Raw genomic sequence first — 16,939 nt, forward strand, 5'->3', positions numbered from 1 at the left:
GCCGGTGAGAACCATCGGCATCGACCTCGCCGCGAGCACCCCCGGCACCGCCTTGGCCGAGATCGTCTGGTCGGGCGGCGGCGCGCGACTCACGCGGCTCGAGGCGGGGGTCGACGACACCGACATCGTGGCGTCGGTCTCGGACGGCGACGCCTGGCTCGGCATCGACTGCCCCCTCGGGTGGCCCGACGCGTTCGTCGACTTCGTCCAGGCCCACCATGCCGAGACGGCGCCCGCGCTCGGACCGGTCGACGGGGGAGCGGACTGGCGGCGCCCCCTCGTCTACCGGCACACCGACCACGTCGTCCGCGAGCGCATCGGTCGCTGGCCGCTGAGCGTGTCGACCGACCGGCTGGGCGTCACGGCGCTGCGGTGCGCCGGGGTGCTGCGGCGCCTGGCCGAGGCCGGCTTCGCGGTCGATCGTGCGGGGGAGGGGCGCCTGTTCGAGGTGTACCCCGGCGGCTCGCTGCGCGTGTGGGGCTTCGACACGACGGGGTACCGAGTGGATGCCGCCCGCCGCAGCGCCCTGCTCGACACGGTGCGCGCGCGGGTGCCGTGGTTCGACGTCGGGCCGTTCGCCGCGCTCGCGATCGCCAAGGCCGACGCCTTCGACGCGGTCATCGCCTCTCTCGCGACGCGCGCGGGGGCGCTCGGCCTGTTCGAGCCCCCGGCACCCGAGATGCTCGCCGTGGCGCGGCGGGAAGGGTGGGTGGTGTTGCCGAGTGGGGGGTTGGAGGGTCTTGTGCGGGACGCGTGGGGATGACGCTGAATGTCAGTTCGTCCCCGTCGTTCGGGCCGCGTCGATGCGCGTGATGAAGTCGTTCGCCCACGCCGCGGCAGCGGCGATATCCGGGATGACGTCTACTCCGGTAGAGGATGCGTCGTAGAGGGTGTCCCAGTTCTCGTTCACGACCACGACGGGGGGCCACTGCTGCCCGGCGCGATAGGTGAAGAGGCGTGTGCACGTCTCGCGCACGAGAGCGAGGTCGAGGTCCTCTTCGCGATCGAGCAGCTGTAGGTCGATGAGGTCGTGTGCGCGCTCGCTACCAGGGCCCGTCGCCGCGTGAAGCTTCTGCGCAATCTGATGGTCACTACGCATCACACTGACCGGCTCCGGGCGGGGAAGGCCGACGGATGGGAACAGGTCCGCGAGGTCGTCGGCAAGCGCTGTCTCCGGCGCATCAGCGTCGCCGATCTCGTTGTGGCCCAGCTCGAACGTGACGGTGCACCACGGCTTGCCGAGATAGTCGAGCTTCACATCGAAGGGCTGCATAACGTACGTGGTGGGTACGTCCGCCGGTTTCGGCGCCGTGCGTTCGATGAGGCGACCGGTGAATCCCGACCACCCCGCGCGCAGCCGTTCCTCGAAATCATTGGTGAACTCAGCCAGCGTGCCCGGTCGCGCGGCGTCGAGGTCTTTGGTGAATCGAGTGGCCCGGCCGTAGCGGAGAGCCATGGCGCTTCCACCTTTGACGGCCCCGGCTGGGAGCATCTGGCCGACCACGACCAGCGCCATCCCGACCGTTCGCCTGTTGACTGCTCCTTCGTCGCCCTCGATGTTGGCGAGCCGCTGCCGTAGCGAGGCGAGGTTCGCTGGGGCTTTGTCGTACGTCACGCGGCCAGCGCCACTCGCACTCGCGACATCTCTGCCATGGTCAGGTACCCCTCTGCGCGCGCTTGGGCGGCAGCTTCGAGCAGCCGTCCGGTCTGGACGCGGCCCCGACATTCGAGGAGCGCATCCACCACGGGCTGCGCCGCGATGCCCTCGTACAGCGTTGGCTTCGCGCCCGCAGGGGCCGGGGTGAGTTCAATGTGTGCGGGCACCGTGCGCCGAGTGCGCTTAGGGGTTGCGAGGGTGATGTTCCGGGGGTTCACATCGGCGAGCCCCAGGAGCGCGAGGACCGTCTCTCCTCGCAGGAACGCACCCTCTCCCGCGCGGAGTGCCGCTTCCGCGTATTCATCCAGAGGGGTGTGCGGGATGGTCTCGTCGCGGTACAACCCGTAGGCGATGTGGGTGAATCTGTTGCGCGTAGCGAGCTTGACCAGCTCGATTCGGGGGACGCCCGCGCTTTCGGCTTGCCGCGTGGTGACGTACCCGTAGTTGTCGACGGCGATCTCGTGGACGATGTCGCGGTAGGTAAGCCGAGTCATGTCAAAACTATACTACTTTCGGTATAGTTTTGACATGACTTGGGGAGCTTCGGGGGACGGCGTGAGTACTCCGAAGATGGCGTGACTCGGTCCTGTGTGCGCCACCAGCCCGAGTCGCCCCGAACGTGTACCTGCGTGGGCTCTCCTCGTGCCCGAAGTGCAACGCGAATGCGTGCTCGACAGGCCTTGCGCCACACCCCCACCCCGCGCTAACGTGCAACCAAATGGTTGAACAACAGCACCTCGACTCCGCCGACATCGACCGCGTGTTTCACGCGCTCGCCGATGCGACGCGTCGCGACATCGTGCGGCGCACGCTCGTCACCGAACAGTCGGTGTCGGACCTCGCCGCGGGATACGCCATGTCGTTCGCCGCCGTGTCGAAGCACATCGCGGTGCTGGCCGAGGCCCGGCTCATCACCAAGCGTGCGGAGGGGAGGGTGCGACTCGTGCGTGCCGACCCCGCCGCCCTCGCTCGGGCGCAAGAACTGCTGCGCTCGTACGAGAACCTCTGGCGCGGACGCATCGACCGACTCGATGCACTGCTCCTCGAAGAACCGGATGCCGTCGCATCCACCCCTGCGCCCGAATCGACCGAGAACTGACCCGACGAAGGAGTCCGTCATGCCCGTCACATCCGTCGAGAGCGACACCGAAGCGCTCACCATGAGCCTGGTCGCCGACTTTCCCGTCGGTCCCGAGCGCCTGTGGGCCGTGTTCACCGACCCGCGCCAGCTCGAGCGGTTCTGGGGTCCTCCCGGCTGGCCGGCGACCTTCGATGCGTTCGACTTCTCGGTGGGCGGGCACGCGAAGTACCACATGACCTCGCCCCAGGGTCAGCACGCCGGTGGGGCGTGGGAGTTCACGCGCATCGACGAACCGCGGGGATTCGAGGTCATCGACTCGTTCGCCGACGACAACGGCGACCCGATCGAGGGGATGCCGTCGATGCGCATGGTCTTCTCGTTCGAGGCCACGCCCGAGGGCTCACGGCTGACGAACGTGAGCCACTTCGCCTCGGCCGAGGCCCTCGAGCAGGTCGTGGCGATGGGCGCCGTCGAGGGTTCGACCCTCGCGATGAACCAGCTCGACGCCGTGCTGCTCGGACTCCGCGAGTTCGCCCAGGGCACGGGCACGCAGCTCGAGGTGCTCAGCGACCAGCACGTGCGCATCACTCGCCTCATCGACGGCCCGCGCGAGCTGGTGTGGCGCGCGCACGTCGACCCCGAGCTCATGCGGCAGTGGATGCTCGGCCCCGACGGCTGGCGCATGACCGTCAGCGAGGTCGACGTCTCGGTGGGGGGTCGGTACCGCCTCGCGTGGGAACCCGAGGCCGGTACCGAGGGCGAGGGCTTCGGCTTTGACGGCGAGACCCTGCTCGTCGACGAGCCGAGCCGCATCGTGCAGACCGAGCACATGACCGGCACCGACTACCCCTCGACCACGAATGACCTGTCGTTCTACGAGGAAGACGGAGCCACCCTCGTGACGCTGCTCATCGAGTATCCGGATGCCGCGACCCGCGACGCCGTGATCGGCACGGGCATGCTCGAGGGGATGGAGCAGAGCTTCCAACGGATGGAGCGCGTGGTCCTGGCGTAGGCGCAAGGATGCCGCGGCCTCGGGGGCGCGGCATCCGCCGTCATCGCCTTTCTCTGCGGCGCGGACGCCAGCTCAGGCCGCCGGCGCTGCCGTCCGTACCAGCTCGCGCAGCTTCTTCTCGACCTCGGGCGTCACCTCGAGCACCACGAACGACACCGGCCACATCGGGCCGTCGTCGAGCTGGGCGGTCTCGTCGAAGCTCACGGTGCCGTACCGCGTCTTGAACTTCGAGGCCGGCTGGTAGAACACCACGACCTTGCCGTCGCTTGCGTAGGCCGGGAAGCCGTAGAACGTCTTCGGCGCGAGGTGCGGCGCCTCTTCGAGCACGATCACGTGCACACGCTCCGCGATCGCGCGATCGACTCCCTCGAGCTTCTCGATTGCCTCGAGACAGGCCTCGTTCTCTTTCTGGAGCTTGGCCAGGCCTTTCAGGCCCTTCATCGCCCTGAGCTCTTCGGCGCGCTGCGTCATCGCGGCGCGTTCCTCGTCACTGAATCCGCTGGCCATGGCATCCGTCCTCTCGGCTTCCCGCAGGATACCGCCGCGAGTGGTGCTGGCTCAGTGATGTGCGCGATCTCAGCCGTTCGGGTGGGGATGCCGCTGAGGTCGTGCGCAGTGCGGAGGGTGCGCTCGCTCAGTGATGTGCGTAATCTCAGCCGTCAGCGTGGCGATCCCGCTGAGGTCGTGCGCATCGCTGAGGTTGTGCTCCACGGGGCAGGTGAGCCGCGACCGTTCGGCGATCCGGGGGTGTGCCGGTCCCGGCGTCAGGCCAGCCGCAGCCCCTCTTCGAGCGCGACCCAGGCGAGCATCGCGCACTTCACGCGCGCGGTGTACTTCGACACCCCAGACAGCGCGGCGGCGTCGGCGAACGTCTCCTCGTCGAGGGGGATCTTGCCGCGCGAGCGCATCGCCTCGCGGAACTGCGTGATGAGAGCATCGGCGTCGGCGCGCGGCATCCCGTCGTCGCCGCCGTCTTCCTGCAGCAGCGCGACGAGCATCGACGCCGAGGACTGCGAGATCGAGCAGCCCGCGCCCTCCCAGGTGACGGATGCCACGCGCTCACCGTCGTCGGACAGCTCCACGCGCAGGGTGATCTCGTCACCGCAGATGGGGTTTCGCTGGTGCACCGTGGCGCTGTGCGCGCCCGGTTCGGCGAGGCCGAAACCGCGGCGGTTCTTCGCGTGGTCGAGGATCAACTCCTGGTACAGCGACTCGAGCCCGCTCATGCGCGTGCCCCCGCCGTGCTCGCGCCGACGCCGAAGAACCCGCGAACTCCCGAGACGGCGTCGAGGAACGTGTCGATCTCTGCTTCGGTCGTGTGGATCGCCGCGCTCGCGCGCACCGACGCCGTCAGGCCGAATCGGCGGTGCAGCGGCTGCGCGCAGTGGTGACCGACGCGCACGGCCACACCGCGGGAATCGAGGAACTGGCCCACGTCGTGCGCGTGCACCCCGTCGACCGCGAAGGCCTGCAGGGCGATGCGCTCGGCGGCATCCGTGTCTCCGAGCAGGCGGATGCCGTCGATCGAGCGGAGTCCCTCGCGCATGCGTGCTTCGAGCGTCGCCTCGTGGGCGTGAGCGGCGGCGAGATCGTGCTCGCCGAGCCAGCGCACCGCGGCGGCCAGCGCCACCGCCTGCGACACCGGCTGCGTGCCCGCCTCGAAGCGCTGCGGCGGCGGGAGGTACTCGGCCTTGTCGAGTGTGACGGTGGTGATCATCGACCCGCCGGTGGTGAAGGGCGGCAGTGCTTCGAGCACCTCGTCGCGGCCCCACAGGGCTCCGATGCCGTAGGGCCCGTAGATCTTGTGTCCCGAGAAGACGGCGAGGTCGACCCCGGATGCCGGCAGGTCGAGCGCGAGGTGCGGAGCCGACTGGCACGCGTCGAGCACCGTCAGCGCGCCGACGCCGCGGGCGAGGGTGACGAGCTTCGCGACGGGGTTCACGATGCCGAGCACGTTCGAGACGTGCGGGAACGCGACGACCTTGGTGCGCTCGCCGATGAGGTCGGCCGCGGCGTGCATGTCGAGCATGCCGTCGTCGAGGACGGGGATGTGGCGCAGGCGCGCGCCCGTGCGCGCGGCGAGCTCTTGCCACGGGATGAGGTTCGCGTGGTGCTCCGCCTCGGTCACGACGATCTCGTCGCCCTCGCCCAAACGCCCCGCGTAGCCGAGGGAACCGGCGATCAGATTCAGGCCGCCCGTGGCCCCCGAGGTCCACACCAGCTGTTCGGGCTCGGCGCCCACGAATTCGGCGACGGTGATCCGTGCGTCCTCGAACAGCTCGGTCGCGTCGGCCGCGAGCGTGTGCGCACCGCGGTGCACGGCGGAGTTCGCGCGCTCGAGGAACTCGCGCTCGGCATCCAGCACGGCACGCGGCTTCTGGCTGGTCGCTCCCGAATCGAGGTACACGAGGGGCCGGCCGTCGATCTCGGTCTCGAGGATCGGGAAGTCGGTGCGCACGGCGGCGACGTCGAAGGGGAGTGTCACCCCTCCAGGCTACGCGGGGATGCGTCCGCCCCGGCCTGCCGGAGCTCCCGCAGTCCGGCCTTTCCCTCGCCCGCCGATCGGGGCCCGGGCCGAACTCCGGAGAAACAGGGCCTCGGGGGGAGTGCGACCGCCGATCGGGCGCTCCGCGCGCGGGATCTCCGGAGTTTCGCACGCTCCGGAGGCGTGAGGTTCGCGCGGCGTCCCGCATGAGAACCGTCAGCGCGACGGATCGCGGCGGGATCGGCGCGTAGACCGGATGCCATGACCCTCACGGCCCTGCTCCCCACCCTCCGATCCAGCATCCCGGCGCCCTTCGACTCCGCGGCGTGGCCCGCGGGTTCCGTGCCCACCCTCGACGACGTCACGGTGCGGGCGATGTCGGTCGGCCGTTACGCCGACATCTGCGGCACGCCCTGCGTGTGCACGGGACCCGCCGTCATCCCGGCGTCGGGTGGGGTGGCATCCGCGACGCTGTCGACGACGGTGATCGTGGCGACGGTGGTGCAGGCCGCACCCGACGCGCTGCGCCTCGATGCGTGCGCCGCGGGACTCGACGTGGTGTGGCGCGAAGCGCGTCTGCTCGGCCGCGTGTCGCGCGCGTACGACGAGCCCTTCGCCGTGATCGACGCGCACGGCAGCGAGGCGTGCGCCCGGGTCGTGCTCCCCGGTGACGTGCGGGTGGGCGACCGCATCGCCGTTCCCTGCCCCGGATGCCACACCCTCGGGGAAGTGCGTTGATGCTGCTGCACTCGATCGTCTACGCCTGCCGCTGCGCACGGGTGCAGGCGGAGTTCGAGGCCTGCGCCGACGACGAGGACACGCCGACGCGGTGACGGTTCAGCCTCGCGCGAGCAGTCGCGCGGGCACCGTCGAGGCTGCGGCGCGAGCAAGGTCGAGGGGGACGCCCGCCGCCGTCGCCATCTCGATCGCGCGCTCCATCGTCAGGGTGGAGCCGGCGAGGGTGTCGGTGCCGGCGAGCACGGGGCGCCCGTCTTTCACCTCGACATCGAGGCCGCCGAGGCGATACTCACCGTCGCCGAGTCCGGTGGCCGACATCGCGTCGGTGACCAGGATGACGCGTCGCGGCGCGGCCGCGAAGAGCGTGCGGATGACCTCGGGGTGCACGTGACCGCCGTCGGCGATCACTTCGAGGGCGACGTGGTCGCGCCCGAGCGCCGCGCCGACGGGGCCGGGGGCACGGTGACCGAGGCCCGGCATGGCGTTGAACGCGTGCGTCACGAGCCGCGCGCCGCGATCGAACGCCGCGGCGGCGACATCGTGATCGGCCTCGGTGTGCCCCACTGCGACGACGACGCCCGCCGCCACGAACGCGTCGACGGCATCCATCGCCCCGGGTAGCTCGGGGGCGAGCGTGACCTGGCGCACGATGCCCTCGCCCGCCGCCAGCAGCCGCTCCACGGCCTCGGGCGACGGCGGCACGAGAGCTGCGGGGTCGTGGGCACCGCGGCGCGCGGGCGCGAGGAACGGCCCCTCCAGGTGAACGCCCGCCACGCCCGGCAGCGCGGGAAGCGCCGCGCGCAGGTCGCGCAGCCGGCGCTCGAGGCGGTCGATGGGGGCGCTCACCAGGCTGAGCAGCAGCCGCGCGGTTCCGTGCGCGCGATGGTGGGCGACGGCGGCGGCGAGCCCCTCGAGGTCGGCGTCGTCGAACGAGTGCCCGACCGCGCCGTGGCAGTGCAGATCGACGACCTCGGCGGGGAGGGGCGCGGCGGCGGTCTCGCTGGTGCTCATGGGATGTTCATCCTCTCGCGCCGGAGGCTCGGGCAGGAGTCGTGCGCGGCGCACCGGCCTCAGAGCACCAGCCGGTACCCCATCCCCTGCTCCGTCAGCAGGTGCACGGGCGCCGAGGGGTCGGCCTCGAGCTTCTTGCGCAGCTGCGACATGTACAGCCGCAGGTAGCCGCTGTCGGCGACCTGCTCGCTGGCCCAGATCTCTTTCAGCAGCGTCTGCCGGGTGACGAGCGAGCCGGGGTTGCGGGCGAGGAACTCCAGCATGCGCCACTCGGTCGGGGTCAGGTGCACGCGGGTGCCGTCGCGCAGCACGGCCTTCGCGGCCAGGTCCACCTCGACCGCGCCGAAGCGCACGATCGCCTCGCCCGAGGCCGGCGTGACCCGCCGGGCGTGCACCCGCAGCCGGGCGAGCAGCTCGTCGATCTGGAACGGTTTGGTCACGTAGTCGTCGGCGCCGGCGTCGAGCGCGTCGACCTTGTCGGCCGAACCGGTGCGGCCCGACACGACGATGATCGGCACGCTCGTCCAGCCGCGCAGCGCCTGGATCACCTGCACGCCGTCGAGGTGCGGCATCCCGAGGTCGAGCAGCACGATGTCGGGATGCGATTGAGCGGCGAGCGTGATGGCCGCGGCACCGTCGGCCGCGGCGACGACGTCGTACCCGTGGGCGGCGAGGGTGATGCGCATGGCGCGCACCAGCTGAGGGTCGTCGTCGGCGATGAGCACCTTCACGGCGTCCTCCTTCGGATGGCGGATGCCACCGACACCGCGCTCTGATCGGCACCGGCCGCGTCGCCGCCCTCGACGGGGAGGGCGATCACCATCGTGAGTCCGCCGCCGGGGGTGTCTTCGGGGGTGAGGGTGCCGCCCATGCCTTCGGCGAAGCCGCGCGAGAGGGCGAGACCGAGGCCCAGCCCCGCGGTGTTGTCGGTGTCGCCGAGGCGCTGGAAGGGCGCGAACATGTCGTCGCGCCGTTCGGCCGCGATGCCCGGTCCGTGATCGATCACGCGGATCTCGGCCGTGCCGCTGAGGCGGCTCGTGGCGATGCGCACCCGCGTGCCCGCGGGCGAGTAGCGATCGGCGTTGGCGAGCACGTTCACGAGCACGCGCTGCAGCAGCACGCCGTCGGCGCGGAGGGCCGGCAGGTCGGGGTCGAGCGCGAGCTCCACCTCGTCGGGACCGAGGCCAAGCTCGTCGAGGGCGGCGATCACGACGTCGGCCGCGTCGACGGGGGCGAGCGACACGGCGAGCACCCCGGCCTGCACGCGGCTCACGTCGAGCAGGTCGGTCACCAGCAGCGACAGCGTCGCCAGGCTCTCGTCGGCGGTCTCGATCAGTTCGCGGCGGTCGCCGTCGGAGAGGTGGTCGCCGGCGGCGCGAAGCCCCCCGAGGGCCGCCACGGCCGACGCCAGGGGTCGGCGGAGGTCGTGGCTGACGGCCGAGAGCAGGGCCGTGCGCACCTGGTCGGTCTCGGCGAGGGCTCCGGCTTCGGCGGCGGTTTCGGCCAGGTCGGTGCGTTCGAGAGCGGCGGCCAGCTGCGCGACGACCACGTCGAGCAGTCGGCGCTCGCTCGCGTCGAGATCGCGGCCGTGCAGCTCGAGCATCGCCCGGTCGGCACCCACCGGCACGGTGGTCGACCGACCGTCGCGCACCGGCTCGCCGTCGGTGGCCATGACCTGACCGTCGGCGGTGACCAGGCGCACGCCCGCGAGACCGAACGCCTCGCGCGCGCGGCTGATCAGGGCGGGGACCGCGCTCTCACCCCGCAGCACGCTGCCGGCGACCGTGGCGAGAAGCTCCGCCTCGGCCGAGGCGCGGCGGGCGGCGCGGGCGCGACGGGCGGCCTGATCGACGACGATGCTCACCAGCATCGCGATGATCACGTAGAGCACGAGGGCGATCGCGTGCACGGGATCGCTGATGGTGACGGTGTAGAGCGGCGCGATGAAGAGGAAGTCGAGGGTCACGCCCGACAGCACCGCGGCGAACACCGCCGGCCAGATGCCGCCGATCAGCGCCACGATCACCACGAGCAGCTGGTACGCCAGCACGTCGGTGGTGATCGAGTCGTCGGAACCGGTCGACAGCAGAAGGAGCGAGATGAGGGGGCCGCCCACGAGCGCGGTGACGAACCCCAGGATGCGACGCTTCGCGCTCAGCGCGGGCCCGGTCAGGCGGGGGAGGGCGAACCGCCCGCCGGCGCGCGCGTGGTTGACGATGTGCACATCGATGTCGCCGGAGGCGCGGATGACGGTGGCGCCGATGCCGGGACCGGTGAGGGCCGCGCCCAGCCGTCCGCGGCGGCTGACGCCGATCACGAGCTGCGAGGCATTGACCGACCGCGCGAAGTCGACGAGGGCGGTGGCGACGTCGTCGCCGACGACCTGGTGGTACGAGCCGCCGAGCTGCTCGACGAGGGCCCGCTGTGCGTCGAGGGCGCCGGGCGTGCTCGCCCGCAGGCCGTCCTGCGTCGACACGTGCACGGCGAGCAGCTCGCCTCCGGCCGAGCGGGCGGCGATCCGCGCGCCGCGGCGCAGCAGGGTCTCGCCCTCGGGGCCGCCGGTGAGGGCCACGACCACGCGCTCTCGCGCCTGCCACGACCCCTCGATGCCCTGCTCGACGCGGTAGCGCTGCAGGGCCGAGTCCACCTCGTCGGCGAGCCACAGCAGGGCCAGTTCGCGCAGCGCCGTGAGATTGCCCAGACGGAAGTAGTTCGACAGGGCGGCGTCGATGCGCTCGGCGGGGTACACCGACCCGGCCGACAGGCGGTCGCGCAGGGACTGCGGCGCCAGGTCGACGACCTCGATCTGGTCGGCGGCGCGCACCACGGCATCCGGGACCGTCTCGCGCTGCACGACCCCGGTGATCTTCTCGACCACGCCGTTGAGCGAGGCGATGTGCTGCACGTTCAGCGTGGTGATCACGTCGATCCCGGCCGACAGCAGCGCGTCGACGTCGAGCCAGCGCTTGTCGTGGCGCGAGCCCGGGGCGTTGGTGTGCGCGAGCTCGTCGACCAGGGCCAGCGCGGGGCGCCGGTCGAGGACGGCATCCAGGTCCATCTCGTCGAGCGCCACCCCGCGGTGCTCGACGGCGCGGCGGGGGAGCGTCTCCAGGCCCTCGGCCTGCGCGGCGGTGGCGGCGCGGCCGTGCGTCTCGACGATCGCGATGACGACGTCGCGGCCCTCGGCGGCGAGCCGGCGCCCCTCTTCGAGCATCTCGTAGGTCTTGCCGACGCCGGGCGCGGCCCCGAGCAGCACGCGCAGATGCCCGCGCCTCACGAGGCGCTCCCGTGGCGTCGGTCGCTCGAGATGCCCGACCCCGTGGTCGGGACCGCCCGGTCGCGCGGCGCCGATACCCCGTCGAGTGTCCACGACACGCCGCATCCGCGCGCGGCCAGCGGCGTGTTCCGGACACTCGACCGGGGTTGCCCCGACGGGCGACGCACGCGAACCCGCCGTCGCGCACGGAGCGCGACGGCGGGGACCACGACGAGAGCCATGTCAGCGATTCTCGTCGCTCATCGGGCGTCGAGCGCGCGATTGAGCTCGACGACGTTGACGCGCGGGTCGCCGAGGTATCCGAGATCGCGGGGCAGGGTGTGCTCCGAGACGAGGGTCGACACCTCCGACGCCGGGATGCCACGGGCGTCGGCGACCCGCGTGACCTGGCGCTCGGCGTTGGCGACCGAGATGTCGGGGTCCAGTCCCGAGCCCGAGGCGGTCACCGCGTCGGCGGGGATCGTGCCGGCACCGTTCAGGTCGTCGAACGCCGCCTGGTGTTCCTGGATCGAGGCGATGAGGTCGCTGTTCTCCGGCCCGAGGTTCGACCCCGTCGAGGCCGAGGAGTCGTACCCCGCGGCCGAGGGACGCGACTGGAAGTACTGCGGCAGGGCGGTGCCGTCGGCATCCTGGAACGACTGGCCGACCAGCTGCGAGCCCTGAACGCTCCCGTCGGCCGAGCGGATGAGCGACCCGTTCGCCGCGAACGGCAGGGCGACCTGGCCGATCGCGGTGATGAGCAGCATGTAGCCGACGCCGAGGACGGCGGTGAAGACGAGCATCGCGCGGACGGCGACGCCGGTGGTCCGCAGGGTGGTGCGCATGACGGGGCCTTTCAGAAACCGGGGAGCAGGCTCACGACGAGGTCGATGAGCTTGATGCCGATGAAGGGGACGAGGACGCCGCCGAGCCCGTACACGAGCAGGTTGCGGCTGAGGATGCTCGAGGCGCTGGCCGCGCGGTATTTCACTCCGCGCAGCGCCAGGGGGATGAGCACGATGATGACCACGGCGTTGAAGATGATCGCGCTGAGCACGGCCGAGGCCGGCGACGACAGCTGCATGACGTTCAGCACCGCGAGGCCCGGGAACACGCCCATGAACATCGCCGGGATGATCGCGAAGTACTTCGCGATGTCGTTGGCGAGCGAGAACGTCGTCAGCGCGCCGCGCGTGATGAGCAGCTGCTTGCCGATGCGCACGATGTCGATGAGCTTGGTCGGGTCGCTGTCGAGGTCGACCATGTTGCCGGCCTCCTTCGCGGCCGAAGTGCCCGTGTTCATCGCGACGCCCACGTCGGCCTGAGCCAGCGCCGGGGCGTCGTTCGTGCCGTCGCCGGTCATCGCGACGAGGTTGCCGCCCTGCTGCTCGCGCTGGATGAGCGCGAGCTTGTCTTCGGGCGTGGCCTCGGCGAGGAAGTCGTCGACCCCGGCCTCGGCGGCGATCGCCTTGGCGGTGAGGGGGTTGTCGCCCGTGATCATCACGGTGCGGATGCCCATGGCCCGCAGCTCCTCGAACCGCTCGCGCAGGCCGTCCTTGACGACGTCCTTCAGGTGGATGACGCCGAGCAGCCGGGCCGAGCCGTGCGAAACTCCTGAGGAATCGGGGGCCAGCGTGGCGACCACCAGCGGAGTTCCGCCGGACTCGGCGATGGCGTTCGCGGATCTCAGGAGTTCGGCACGGGTGGTGTCGGGCACGGCGGCCCCCGAGCCGTCCAGCCAGGCGAGCACGGCGGACGCGGCGCCCTTGCGCACGAGCGTCCCGTCGACCAGGTCGAGGCCGCTCATGCGGGTCTGCGCCGTGAAGGGCACGGGTTCCGCACCCCGGGGCAGGTCGGCGACGATCCCCTGGGCTGCCGCGAGCTCGACGACCGACACGCCCTCGGGCGTGGGGTCGGCCTGCGACGACAGCGAGGCGTACTCCGCGAGCTCCGGCCCGCCGACGCCCGTCAGGGCGACGAACGCCGACGCGCGACGGTTGCCGTAGGTGATGGTGCCGGTCTTGTCGAGCAGCAGGGTGGTGACGTCGCCCGCGGCCTCGACGGCGCGGCCCGACATGGCGAGCACGTTGCGCTGCACCAGGCGGTCCATGCCCGCGATGCCGATGGCGCTCAGCAGGGCGCCGATGGTCGTGGGGATCAGGCAGACGAGCAGCGCGACGAGCACGGGGATCGAGACGGGGGATGCCGCGTACGAGGCGATGGGGTTCAACACCAGCACGACGATCACGAACACGATCGACAGGCTCGCGAGCAGGATGTTCAGCGCGATCTCGTTGGGGGTGCGCTGACGCGAAGCGCCCTCGACGAGCGCGATCATGCGATCGACGAACGTCTCACCGGGCTTCGAGGTGATCTTCACGACGATGCGGTCGCTGAGCACGCGGGTGCCGCCGGTGACGGCGCTGCGGTCGCCGCCCGACTCGCGCACGACCGGGGCGGATTCGCCGGTGATCGCCGACTCGTCGACCGTGGCGATGCCGTGCACGATGTCGCCGTCGCCGGGGATGAGCTCGCCCGTCTCGACGAGCACGACGTCGCCGAGGCGCAGGTCGCCCGAGGGGACGTCTTCGGTCGCGGCGGCGGATGCCGAGGGGTCTTCGGCGGAGTACGAGACGACGCGGCGGGCCGAGGTGGTCGTGCGGGTCTTGCGCAGCGTCGCCGCCTGCGCCTTGCCGCGGCCCTCGGCGACCGACTCGGCGATGTTCGCGAAGAACACGGTGAGCCAGAGCCAGACGGCGATGCCCCAGGTGAAACCGGCGGGGAGCGTGGTGTCGCCGCCTCCGAGGAACGGCTCGGCGAGAGCGATGAGCGTGGTCAGGGCCGCGCCCACCCAGACGAGGAACATCACGGGGTTGCGCCACTGCGCCGCGGGGTTGAGCTTCTTGGCCGCCCCCGGAAGGGCGGCGACGACCTGGGCGGCGCTGAACGCACGCCGCGGGGTGGTCTGCTCGGGATCGGCGGCGGGGGCCGGAGCGTGGGTGAGGGTGGACATCAGCGGGCAAGTCCTTCGGCGAGGGGTCCGAGAGTGAGGACCGGGAAGTAGGTGAGCGCCGTGACGATCACGGCGACGCCGGCGAGCAGACCCGCGAACTGCGGGCGATGCGTCGGCAGGGTTCCGGCGGTGGCGGGCACGGCATCCTGTGCCGCGAGGGCACCGGCCAGCGCCAGCACGAACACGATCGGCAGGAAGCGTCCGAGCAGCATCGCCACGCCGAGCGCGGTGTTGAACCACGGGGTGTTGGCGGTGAGGCCGGCGAAGGCCGAGCCGTTGTTGTTCGCCGCCGAGGTGAAGGCGTAGAGCACTTCGCTCAGACCGTGCACGCCCGGGTTGAGGATCGAGGTCGACTCCACGTCGTCCCGGATGCCGGGAACCCCGAAGCTCAGCGCGGTCCCGGCCAGCACCAGGGTGGGCGTGACGAGGATGTACAGGCTCGCGAGCTTGATCTCGCGCGGCCCGATCTTCTTGCCCAGGTACTCGGGGGTGCGGCCGATCAGCAGCCCGCCGACGAACACCGCGATCACGGCGAGGATCAGCATTCCGTAGAGCCCCGAGCCGACGCCGCCGGGGGCGACCTCGCCGAGCATCATGTTGATCATCGGCATCATGCCGCCGAGGGCGGTGTTGCTGTCGTGCATCGAGTTGACCGCGCCGGTCGAGGTCAGCGTGCTCGTCGACGAGAAGAGCGTCGAACCGAAGATGCCGAAGCGCACCTCCTTGCCCTCGAGCGAGCCGCCCGCGAGCTGGGGAGCGGTGCCGGCGCCGGCGAGCTCGGCCCACGTCATCAGGGCGGTGGAGGCCACGAAGATCGCCCCCATCACGCCCAGGATCGTGTATCCCTGGCGGTTGTCGCCGACGATGCGCCCGAAGGCGCGGGGCAGCGAGAACGGGATCACCAGCATGAGGAAGATCTCGAACAGGTTCGTCCACGGCGTCGGGTTCTCGAACGGGTGGGCGGAGTTGGTGTTGAAGAACCCGCCGCCGTTGGTGCCGAGGAGCTTGATCGCCTCCTGCGAGGCCACCGGCCCACCCGGGATCGACTGGGCGGCTCCCGTGAGGGTCGTGGCATCGGTGAAGCCGTTGAGGTTCTGGATGACGCCGCCCGCGAGCAGCACGACGGCCGCGACGATCGAGAACGGCAGCAGCAGGCGGTACGTGCCGCGCACCAGGTCGACCCAGAAGTTGCCGATCACGCCGCTGCGGCGATATGCGAACCCGCGCACCAGGGCGACGGCGACGGCGATGCCCACGGCGGCGCTCACGAAGTTCTGCACGGTCAACGCCGCGAACTGCACGGTGTAGCCGAGCGTCGTCTCGCCCGAGTAGGACTGCCAGTTGGTGTTCGCGACGAACGACGCCGCGGTGTTGAACGACAGCGCCTCGCCCGGTGCCTCGAGACCCAGCGAGAAGGGCAGCACGGTCTGCAACCGCATGATCGCGTAGACGAGGACGACGCCCACGAACGAGAACAGCAGCACCGAGCGCAGGTAGGCCTGCCAGGTCTGCGCGCTGCGGGGGTCCACGCCGATCAGGCGGTAGGTGCCCCGCTCGACGGCGAGGTCGCGCGCGCCGGTGTAGATGCGGGCGATGTAGTCGCCGAGGGGGCGGTACGCCAGTCCCAGGGCGACGATGAGGGTGAGGCTGGTCAACACGATGGACCAGATCATTCCGGCGTCCATGTCAGAACTTCTCGGGGCGGACGAGGGCGACCACGAGGTAGACGACGGCGGCGACCGCGAGCACGGCGGCGAGGATCGTGAAGAACATCACGGCCGGTCCCCGCTGTTCTCGCGGGCTGCCGGGGCAGACGGCGGGGTGGGGCGAGGAGACGAGGCGCGGACCTCGGGGCCCAGCTTCTCGACCCCCTTCGCGACGAGGGCGACCAGCGCGAAGATCGCGACGGTCGCGGCGAGGAAGACGGCATCGAGCACGACGACTCCAGGATCGAGAACAGAACCGCGGGCGGACCGCGGGCGCCGCGGGGCGGCACGTGTTCCGATACAACCGGCGGGAGGTTCGGCATCCGGGCGTCCTCACGGTTTCCCTACGGGTGTGCGGCGGACGCATACGGCGCGCTTACGCGGGGGCTTCACGACTCCGGCAGAACGCGGTGTCGGGGCTCGCGGCCGCGCGGTGGGGTGGGGGTTGCAGGAGTCGTGCGCGCGCAGCGCAGCAGCCCGGGCGCATGATGGAGTCATGCTCGCGTCCGACGGTCCCGGTGTCGCGGTCACGGCGACGCTCGTGATCCCCGCGTCCGAGCTGTCGTGGCGGTTCTCGCGCTCGTCGGGCCCCGGCGGGCAGGGAGTGAACACCGCCGACTCGCGGGTGGAGGTGATGTGGGATGCCGCGGCCTCGACCGCTCTGTCGCGCGCGCAGCGCGAGCGGGTCCTGGACCGCCTGGGGAACCGCCTCGTCGACGGCGTACTGACCATCGCGGCGTCGGAGCACCGCGCGCAGGCACGCAACCGCGACGCCGCGCGCGACCGGCTCGCCGCGATCCTCGCCGAGGCGGTGCGACCGCCCGCCCCTCCCCGCCGCGCGACGAAGCCGACGCGGGGCTCGAAGGAACGCCGCCTGCAGGCCAAGCAGCGCCGCACCGACGTGAAGCGGATGCGCCGGCGACCGACCGACTGAGGTCGGTCACTGCCCCCGCGGGTGGGCCGCGCGGCGAGCTCGG

General features: G+C 71.4%; 18 protein-coding genes. 5 read left to right on the top strand and 13 right to left on the bottom strand.

The genetic code is table 11. The annotated features are described in order from the left end of the window. Positions 1-4 precede the first annotated feature (4 nt). Entirely contained in the window at positions 5-763 is a 759-nt protein-coding gene (locus IFU19_RS03280) for a DUF429 domain-containing protein (RefSeq protein ID WP_192012907.1), read from the top strand. A gap of 9 nt (positions 764-772) precedes the next feature. Here the strand turns inward: IFU19_RS03280 and IFU19_RS03285 are convergent, their stop codons facing one another. Together IFU19_RS03285 and IFU19_RS03290 are read right to left on the bottom strand one after the other, a co-directional pair. Next, positions 773-1,615: a nucleotidyl transferase AbiEii/AbiGii toxin family protein gene (locus IFU19_RS03285; RefSeq protein WP_199858532.1), complete on the bottom strand. Its 843-nt coding sequence runs from the start codon at positions 1,613-1,615 to the stop codon at positions 773-775. Further along, on the bottom strand, positions 1,612-2,151 hold the full coding sequence (locus tag IFU19_RS03290) for a hypothetical protein (protein ID WP_192012908.1): 540 nt from the start codon (positions 2,149-2,151) through the stop codon (positions 1,612-1,614). The genes IFU19_RS03285 and IFU19_RS03290 overlap by 4 nt, the downstream gene beginning before the upstream one ends. A 224-nt stretch (positions 2,152-2,375) precedes the next feature. Here IFU19_RS03290 and IFU19_RS03295 point away from each other — a divergent pair, with 224 nt between their 5' ends. Then, complete coding sequence (locus tag IFU19_RS03295; RefSeq protein ID WP_055832156.1) at positions 2,376-2,756, top strand: ArsR/SmtB family transcription factor; 381 nt, start codon at positions 2,376-2,378, stop codon at positions 2,754-2,756. 19 nt (positions 2,757-2,775) lie between these two features. Beyond that, positions 2,776-3,753 carry an SRPBCC family protein gene (locus IFU19_RS03300; protein ID WP_192012909.1) on the top strand — a complete coding sequence of 326 codons (978 nt, stop codon included), beginning with the start codon at positions 2,776-2,778 and terminating at the stop codon, positions 3,751-3,753. A 72-nt stretch (positions 3,754-3,825) separates the two neighbouring features. Here IFU19_RS03300 and IFU19_RS03305 read toward each other — a convergent pair whose 3' ends face one another. From IFU19_RS03305 to IFU19_RS03315, 3 genes are all read right to left on the bottom strand, one after another. Beyond that, positions 3,826-4,260 carry an iron chaperone gene (locus IFU19_RS03305; protein WP_192012910.1) on the bottom strand — a complete coding sequence of 145 codons (435 nt, stop codon included), beginning with the start codon at positions 4,258-4,260 and terminating at the stop codon, positions 3,826-3,828. A gap of 257 nt (positions 4,261-4,517) precedes the next feature. Then, positions 4,518-4,979 carry a Fe-S cluster assembly sulfur transfer protein SufU gene (gene sufU / locus IFU19_RS03310; RefSeq protein WP_192012911.1) on the bottom strand — a complete coding sequence of 154 codons (462 nt, stop codon included), beginning with the start codon at positions 4,977-4,979 and terminating at the stop codon, positions 4,518-4,520. Next, entirely contained in the window at positions 4,976-6,238 is a 1,263-nt protein-coding gene (locus IFU19_RS03315) for a SufS family cysteine desulfurase (RefSeq protein WP_192012912.1), read from the bottom strand. Before IFU19_RS03315 ends, sufU begins: the two co-directional genes overlap by 4 nt. 261 nt (positions 6,239-6,499) lie before the next feature. Between IFU19_RS03315 and IFU19_RS03320 the strand changes: the two genes are divergently transcribed. Next, positions 6,500-6,976 (top strand): hypothetical protein, encoded by a 477-nt coding sequence (locus IFU19_RS03320; protein ID WP_191916496.1) that lies wholly within the window; start codon positions 6,500-6,502, stop codon positions 6,974-6,976. Between the two features lie 99 nt (positions 6,977-7,075). On the opposite strand, the gene IFU19_RS03325 is transcribed toward IFU19_RS03320, so the two are convergent. The 8 genes from IFU19_RS03325 to IFU19_RS03360 all read right to left on the bottom strand — a co-directional run bounded on the left by IFU19_RS03325 (position 7,076) and on the right by IFU19_RS03360 (position 16,193). Continuing rightward, positions 7,076-7,987 carry an N-acetylglucosamine-6-phosphate deacetylase gene (locus IFU19_RS03325; RefSeq protein WP_191916495.1) on the bottom strand — a complete coding sequence of 304 codons (912 nt, stop codon included), beginning with the start codon at positions 7,985-7,987 and terminating at the stop codon, positions 7,076-7,078. 59 nt (positions 7,988-8,046) lie between these two features. After that, on the bottom strand, positions 8,047-8,718 hold the full coding sequence (locus tag IFU19_RS03330) for a response regulator (protein WP_192012913.1): 672 nt from the start codon (positions 8,716-8,718) through the stop codon (positions 8,047-8,049). After that, entirely contained in the window at positions 8,715-11,264 is a 2,550-nt protein-coding gene (locus IFU19_RS03335) for a DUF4118 domain-containing protein (protein ID WP_192012914.1), read from the bottom strand. Before IFU19_RS03335 ends, IFU19_RS03330 begins: the two co-directional genes overlap by 4 nt. A 239-nt stretch (positions 11,265-11,503) precedes the next feature. Beyond that, on the bottom strand, positions 11,504-12,088 hold the full coding sequence (gene kdpC / locus IFU19_RS03340; RefSeq protein ID WP_192012915.1) for a potassium-transporting ATPase subunit KdpC: 585 nt from the start codon (positions 12,086-12,088) through the stop codon (positions 11,504-11,506). Positions 12,089-12,099: 11 nt separating this feature from the next. Further along, positions 12,100-14,256, bottom strand: coding sequence for a potassium-transporting ATPase subunit KdpB (gene kdpB, locus IFU19_RS03345; protein WP_192012916.1), 2,157 nt, complete (start codon positions 14,254-14,256; stop codon positions 12,100-12,102). Next, positions 14,256-15,929 (bottom strand): potassium-transporting ATPase subunit KdpA, encoded by a 1,674-nt coding sequence (gene kdpA, locus IFU19_RS03350; protein WP_258027435.1) that lies wholly within the window; start codon positions 15,927-15,929, stop codon positions 14,256-14,258. The genes kdpB and kdpA overlap by 1 nt, the downstream gene beginning before the upstream one ends. Positions 15,930-15,942: 13 nt before the next feature. Further along, positions 15,943-16,029: a K(+)-transporting ATPase subunit F gene (kdpF, locus tag IFU19_RS03355; protein WP_181016022.1), complete on the bottom strand. Its 87-nt coding sequence runs from the start codon at positions 16,027-16,029 to the stop codon at positions 15,943-15,945. Further along, positions 16,029-16,193, bottom strand: coding sequence for a hypothetical protein (locus tag IFU19_RS03360; protein ID WP_156458676.1), 165 nt, complete (start codon positions 16,191-16,193; stop codon positions 16,029-16,031). Before IFU19_RS03360 ends, kdpF begins: the two co-directional genes overlap by 1 nt. Positions 16,194-16,458: 265 nt before the next feature. Here IFU19_RS03360 and arfB point away from each other — a divergent pair, with 265 nt between their 5' ends. Then, positions 16,459-16,896, top strand: coding sequence for an alternative ribosome rescue aminoacyl-tRNA hydrolase ArfB (gene arfB / locus IFU19_RS03365; protein ID WP_055935366.1), 438 nt, complete (start codon positions 16,459-16,461; stop codon positions 16,894-16,896). Positions 16,897-16,939 lie beyond the last annotated feature (43 nt).

This window comes from Microbacterium sp. CFBP 8794 (assembly GCF_014841235.1).
Lineage (GTDB): Bacteria > Actinomycetota > Actinomycetes > Actinomycetales > Microbacteriaceae > Microbacterium.

Coding starts and splice junctions, on each gene's coding strand:
- IFU19_RS03290 (WP_192012908.1), bottom strand. CDS start 2,151: ATGACTCGGCTTACCTACCGCGACATCGTCCACGAGATCGCCGTCGAC.
- IFU19_RS03295 (WP_055832156.1), top strand. CDS start 2,376: ATGGTTGAACAACAGCACCTCGACTCCGCCGACATCGACCGCGTGTTT.
- IFU19_RS03300 (WP_192012909.1), top strand. CDS start 2,776: ATGCCCGTCACATCCGTCGAGAGCGACACCGAAGCGCTCACCATGAGC.
- IFU19_RS03305 (WP_192012910.1), bottom strand. CDS start 4,260: ATGGCCAGCGGATTCAGTGACGAGGAACGCGCCGCGATGACGCAGCGC.
- sufU (WP_192012911.1), bottom strand. CDS start 4,979: ATGAGCGGGCTCGAGTCGCTGTACCAGGAGTTGATCCTCGACCACGCG.
- IFU19_RS03320 (WP_191916496.1), top strand. CDS start 6,500: ATGACCCTCACGGCCCTGCTCCCCACCCTCCGATCCAGCATCCCGGCG.
- IFU19_RS03325 (WP_191916495.1), bottom strand. CDS start 7,987: ATGAGCACCAGCGAGACCGCCGCCGCGCCCCTCCCCGCCGAGGTCGTC.
- kdpC (WP_192012915.1), bottom strand. CDS start 12,088: ATGCGCACCACCCTGCGGACCACCGGCGTCGCCGTCCGCGCGATGCTC.
- kdpB (WP_192012916.1), bottom strand. CDS start 14,256: ATGTCCACCCTCACCCACGCTCCGGCCCCCGCCGCCGATCCCGAGCAG.
- kdpA (WP_258027435.1), bottom strand. CDS start 15,929: ATGATCTGGTCCATCGTGTTGACCAGCCTCACCCTCATCGTCGCCCTG.
- kdpF (WP_181016022.1), bottom strand. CDS start 16,029: ATGTTCTTCACGATCCTCGCCGCCGTGCTCGCGGTCGCCGCCGTCGTC.
- arfB (WP_055935366.1), top strand. CDS start 16,459: ATGCTCGCGTCCGACGGTCCCGGTGTCGCGGTCACGGCGACGCTCGTG.